Source organism: Schumannella sp. 10F1B-5-1, from assembly GCF_006517535.1.
GTDB lineage: Bacteria > Actinomycetota > Actinomycetes > Actinomycetales > Microbacteriaceae > Schumannella.
Genome location: NZ_VHQH01000305.1, coordinates 1 through 346 on the forward strand (window position 1 = coordinate 1; position 346 = coordinate 346).

Here is a 346-nt window from a genome sequence, read left to right on the forward strand (position 1 = left end):
GCCGAGCCCCGAGAGCAGCGTGTTCGCCTCGACGACCTTCTCGACGGCGGGCGTGACCTGCTTGTCGCGCACCGCATCCAGCGCGGGCAGGGCGTACTCCCACAGCACGTCCCAGCTGAGGCGGGCGAGCGCGGCGCCGGCCTGGGTGGCGAGTCCGCCGGCCATGGTGGTCGAGCCGGATGCGACGGTCGCGCGGGCCTCGAGCCAGGTCGCGAGAGCGTCACCGACGCCGGCCGCGAGGAACGCCGCCGGGGCGTTGGCGACGAGCTGCGTGTCGACGAGCACGAGGTCGGGGTTGCGCGGGAAGAAGCGGTACTCCTCGAACTCGCCGGTCTCGGTGTAGATC

General features: G+C 73.1%; 1 protein-coding gene. It reads right to left on the bottom strand.

Annotated elements, in window-relative coordinates; translation table 11 throughout:
• Positions 1-346 (bottom strand): iron-containing alcohol dehydrogenase (locus FJ658_RS15800; RefSeq protein ID WP_141146266.1); only part of this gene is annotated, 346 nt, incomplete at both ends.